The organism is Blastomonas sp. (assembly GCF_030373265.1).
GTDB lineage: Bacteria > Pseudomonadota > Alphaproteobacteria > Sphingomonadales > Sphingomonadaceae > Blastomonas.
On the sequence record NZ_JAUCZC010000058.1, the window covers coordinates 1 to 3,435 of the forward strand.

Here is a 3,435-nt window from a genome sequence, read left to right on the forward strand (position 1 = left end):
ATGGAAAAGCCGCTGGCGATGGCGGCGGGGCTGGGCTGGCAGGGCAAGCACACCAACCTTGTCAGCCGCGCGCATGGCAGCTGGCTGTTCCTCGGCGCGATCTACACCACGCTGGAGCTCGAGCCCAGCGGCGCGGGCGCGGACCTGTGCGGATCGTGCACCGCCTGCCAGGACGTGTGTCCGACCAACGCCTTCCCCGCGCCCTATCGCCTCGATGCGCGGCGCTGCATCTCGTATCTGACGATCGAGCATGCCGGCCCCATCCCCGCCGAGCTTCGCGCAGGCATCGGCAATCATGTCTATGGCTGCGACGATTGCCTCGCCGTGTGCCCGTGGAACAAGTTTGCCGATGCCGCGCACGCCAACCGAGCGTTCCTGCCGCGCGCCGAACTGGCCGCGCCCTCGCTCGCCGATCTGCTGGCGCTGGACGACGCACAGTTTCGCAGCGTGTTCGCAGGATCGCCGATCAAGCGCAGCGGTCGGGTGCGGATGGTGCGCAATGCCTTGATCGCGGCGGGCAACAGCGGCGAGGCGGCGTTGCTCGCCCCGGTGGCGGCGCTGCTCGCCGATCCCGAGCCGGTGGTGCGCGGCGCGGCGGTGTGGGCGCTGGCACAGCTCGATCCCGTCCGCTGGCAATCCGAAAGAACGGCACGGCTGGCGCAGGAGGCCGACGACACCGTGATTGACGAGTGGCAGGCGCTATGCGCGCTTGCCGATCCGGCCCGCCCCGTCTAGTCGCAAAATCATGCTCGCGCCCTTTGATCACGTCCGCACCTGGATCTTCGATCTGGACAACACGCTCTACCCGGCGGAGACCGATCTGTTCGCGCTGATCGACGAGCGCATGGGCAGCTATGTCGCCGATCTGATGCACGTCGACCTGGTCGAGGCGCGGCGCATCCAGAAGGCCTATTATTACCAGCACGGCACCACGCTGGCAGGATTGATGCTCGACCACGGGGTCGATCCGCACCATTTCCTCGATTACGTCCACGATATCGATATGGGTCGCATCCAGCCATGCCAGGTCACCGCGACCGCGCTCGCGCGCCTGCCCGGGCGCAAGCTGATCTTCACCAACGGCGATGTCACCTATGCCGGCCGCGTGCTCGACAAATTGGGGCTGGGCGAGCAGTTCGAGGCGATCCACGACATCCACGCGACGCAATACCAGCCCAAGCCGCATGCAGCGGCGTATTCCAGTCTGGTCGACAGCCTTGCGATCGATCCGCACAGTGCCTTGTTCATCGATGACCTCGCGCGCAACCTCAAGCCCGCCAAGCAATTGGGCATGACCACGGTGTGGATGAACAACGGATCGGATGGCGGCACGCATGAGGCCGAACACGATTACATCGACCATGAAATAACCGCGCTGGGCGAGTGGCTCGCCGCGCTGACACAGGAGACTGCCCGATGACCGATACCCTGCAAACCCGCATCGAAGACGCATGGGACGGCCGCGATTCGCTCGACACCAGCCCGGGCAGCGCGATCGGCAAGGACGTCGCCGAGGCGGTCGCGCTGCTCGACAGCGGTGCCGCTCGCGTCGCCGAGCCCGATGGCCAGGGTGGCTGGAAGGTCAACCAGTGGCTCAAGAAAGCGGTGCTGCTCTCGTTCCGATTGAACCCGATGGCAGAGATCAGCGGCGGCCCCGGCGGCGCACACTGGTGGGACAAGGTGCCCAGCAAGTTCGACGGCTGGCAGGCCGATGAGTTCAAGGCGGCAGGCTTCCGTGCCGTGCCCGGATCGATCGTCCGCCGCGGCGCCTTTGTCGCCAAGGACGCGGTGTTGATGCCCAGCTTCGTCAACATCGGCGCCTATGTCGGTGAAGGCACGATGGTCGACACCTGGGTCACCGTCGGCAGCTGCGCGCAGATCGGCCGCAACGTGCATATCTCGGGCGGCGTCGGCATCGGCGGCGTGCTCGAGCCGCTGCAGGCGGGCCCGGTGATCATCGAGGACGGCTGCTTCATCGGCGCGCGTTCGGAAGTCGCCGAGGGCGTCATCGTCGGCGAGGGCGCGGTGCTCTCGATGGGGGTGTATCTGGGCTCGTCGACCAAGATCGTCGACCGCGCCACCGGCGAAGTGCACTACGGCAAGGTGCCGCCTTATGCGGTGGTCGTCCCCGGCTCGATGCCCGGCAAGCCGCTCCCCGATGGATCGCCCGGCCCGTCGCTGTATTGCGCGGTGATCGTCAAGACGGTCGATGCGCAGACGCGGTCGAAGACCGGCATCAACGAGCTGCTGCGCAGCTGATCCGCCAACCCCGTCCCGTCATTCCCGCGAAAGCGGGAATCCCGCTTCTGCCAAAACGATAGCGCAGCAGCGGGACCCCCGCCTGCGCGGGGGTGACGAAAAAGGACAATCGACACGAAAAAGGGCGGCCTGCGCGAAGCAGACCGCCCTTTTTGTTCATCCCTGCGACGCGAAGCCGCAGGAAAGGCGATTACTTGAGCTCGACGGTACCGCCGGCTGCTTCGATCTTCGCCTTGATTTCTTCGGCTTCAGCCTTGCTGACGCCTTCCTTGATCGCCTTGGGAGCGCTTTCCACCAGGGTCTTCGCTTCGGTCAGGCCGAGCGAAGTGATGGCGCGGACTTCCTTGATGACCTGGATCTTCTTGCCACCGTCGCCGGTGAGGATCACGTCGAATTCGGTCTGCTCTTCAGCAGCCGGTGCAGCGGCACCAGCAGGTGCAGCAACAGCGACAGCAGCAGCGGCCGAAACGCCCCATGCTTCTTCGAGGGCCTTCGAGAGTTCAGCGGCTTCCAGAACAGTCAGCTTCGAGAGTTCTTCGACCAGGTTTGCGATATCTGCCATTTTAAGTCTCCAGTTCTAAATCATGATGTAGCGCCGCCCGGACCGGGGTCGCGATGCGGCGAAGTTTGAAAAGCTTATGCGTCTTCCTTGGTCGCATAGGCGCCGAACACGCGGGCAAGCTGCCCAGCCGGTGCCTGAATGACCTGGACAACCTTGGTTGCCGGGGCATTGACGAGACCAATGATCTTGGCACGCAGTTCGTCGAGCGAAGGCATCGAGGCAAGTGCCTTGATTCCATCGGCATCCAGAACCGTGTCGCCCATTGCGCCGCCGACAATCTCAAGCTTTTCATTGTCCTTGGCGAAGTTCACCGCAACCTTTGCAGCCGCGACCGGATCGGTCGAGGTGGCAAGGGCAATCGGTCCGGTCAGCAGGTCGGCGATGGACTCATAAGGAGTTCCCACCGCAGCCAGCTTGGCCAGGCGATTCTTGGTGACTTTATAGCTGGCGCCTTCTGCGCGCATCTTCGTGCGAAGCTCGGTCGACTTGGCGACGGTCAGACCCAGATTACGGGTCACCACCACCACACCGGCTTCACCGAAGGTTGCGTTCAGCGAGGCAACAGCGGCTTTTTTATCAGCACGATCCATGCTGGTCTCCTTCCACATGAGCGC

At 64.3% G+C, this 3,435-nt stretch carries 5 protein-coding genes; 3 read left to right on the top strand and 2 right to left on the bottom strand.

Going from position 1 to position 3,435, the window contains the following annotated elements:
* The 3 genes from queG to dapD form a co-directional block, all read left to right on the top strand.
* A partial coding sequence (gene queG, locus QUV11_RS17135) for a tRNA epoxyqueuosine(34) reductase QueG (RefSeq protein ID WP_300884245.1) occupies positions 1-735 on the top strand: 735 nt, incomplete at its 5' end.
* A 10-nt stretch (positions 736-745) separates the two neighbouring features.
* Positions 746-1,420: a pyrimidine 5'-nucleotidase gene (locus QUV11_RS17140; RefSeq protein ID WP_300884247.1), complete on the top strand. Its 675-nt coding sequence runs from the start codon at positions 746-748 to the stop codon at positions 1,418-1,420.
* Positions 1,417-2,259, top strand: a complete 843-nt coding sequence (dapD, locus tag QUV11_RS17145) for a 2,3,4,5-tetrahydropyridine-2,6-dicarboxylate N-succinyltransferase (RefSeq protein ID WP_300884249.1) — start codon at positions 1,417-1,419, stop codon at positions 2,257-2,259. The genes QUV11_RS17140 and dapD overlap by 4 nt, the downstream gene beginning before the upstream one ends.
* Before the next feature lie 190 nt (positions 2,260-2,449).
* Here the strand turns inward: dapD and rplL are convergent, their stop codons facing one another.
* The gene (rplL, locus tag QUV11_RS17150) at positions 2,450-2,821 is read right to left on the bottom strand and encodes a 50S ribosomal protein L7/L12 (RefSeq protein WP_188512882.1); all 372 of its coding nucleotides are present in this window, start codon (positions 2,819-2,821) and stop codon (positions 2,450-2,452) included.
* Positions 2,822-2,895: 74 nt separating this feature from the next.
* On the bottom strand, positions 2,896-3,411 hold the full coding sequence (gene rplJ, locus QUV11_RS17155; RefSeq protein WP_188512883.1) for a 50S ribosomal protein L10: 516 nt from the start codon (positions 3,409-3,411) through the stop codon (positions 2,896-2,898).
* Positions 3,412-3,435: the final 24 nt, after the last annotated feature.

Coding starts and splice junctions, on each gene's coding strand:
- QUV11_RS17140 (WP_300884247.1), top strand. CDS start 746: ATGCTCGCGCCCTTTGATCACGTCCGCACCTGGATCTTCGATCTGGAC.
- rplL (WP_188512882.1), bottom strand. CDS start 2,821: ATGGCAGATATCGCAAACCTGGTCGAAGAACTCTCGAAGCTGACTGTT.
- rplJ (WP_188512883.1), bottom strand. CDS start 3,411: ATGGATCGTGCTGATAAAAAAGCCGCTGTTGCCTCGCTGAACGCAACC.
- dapD (WP_300884249.1), top strand. CDS start 1,417: ATGACCGATACCCTGCAAACCCGCATCGAAGACGCATGGGACGGCCGC.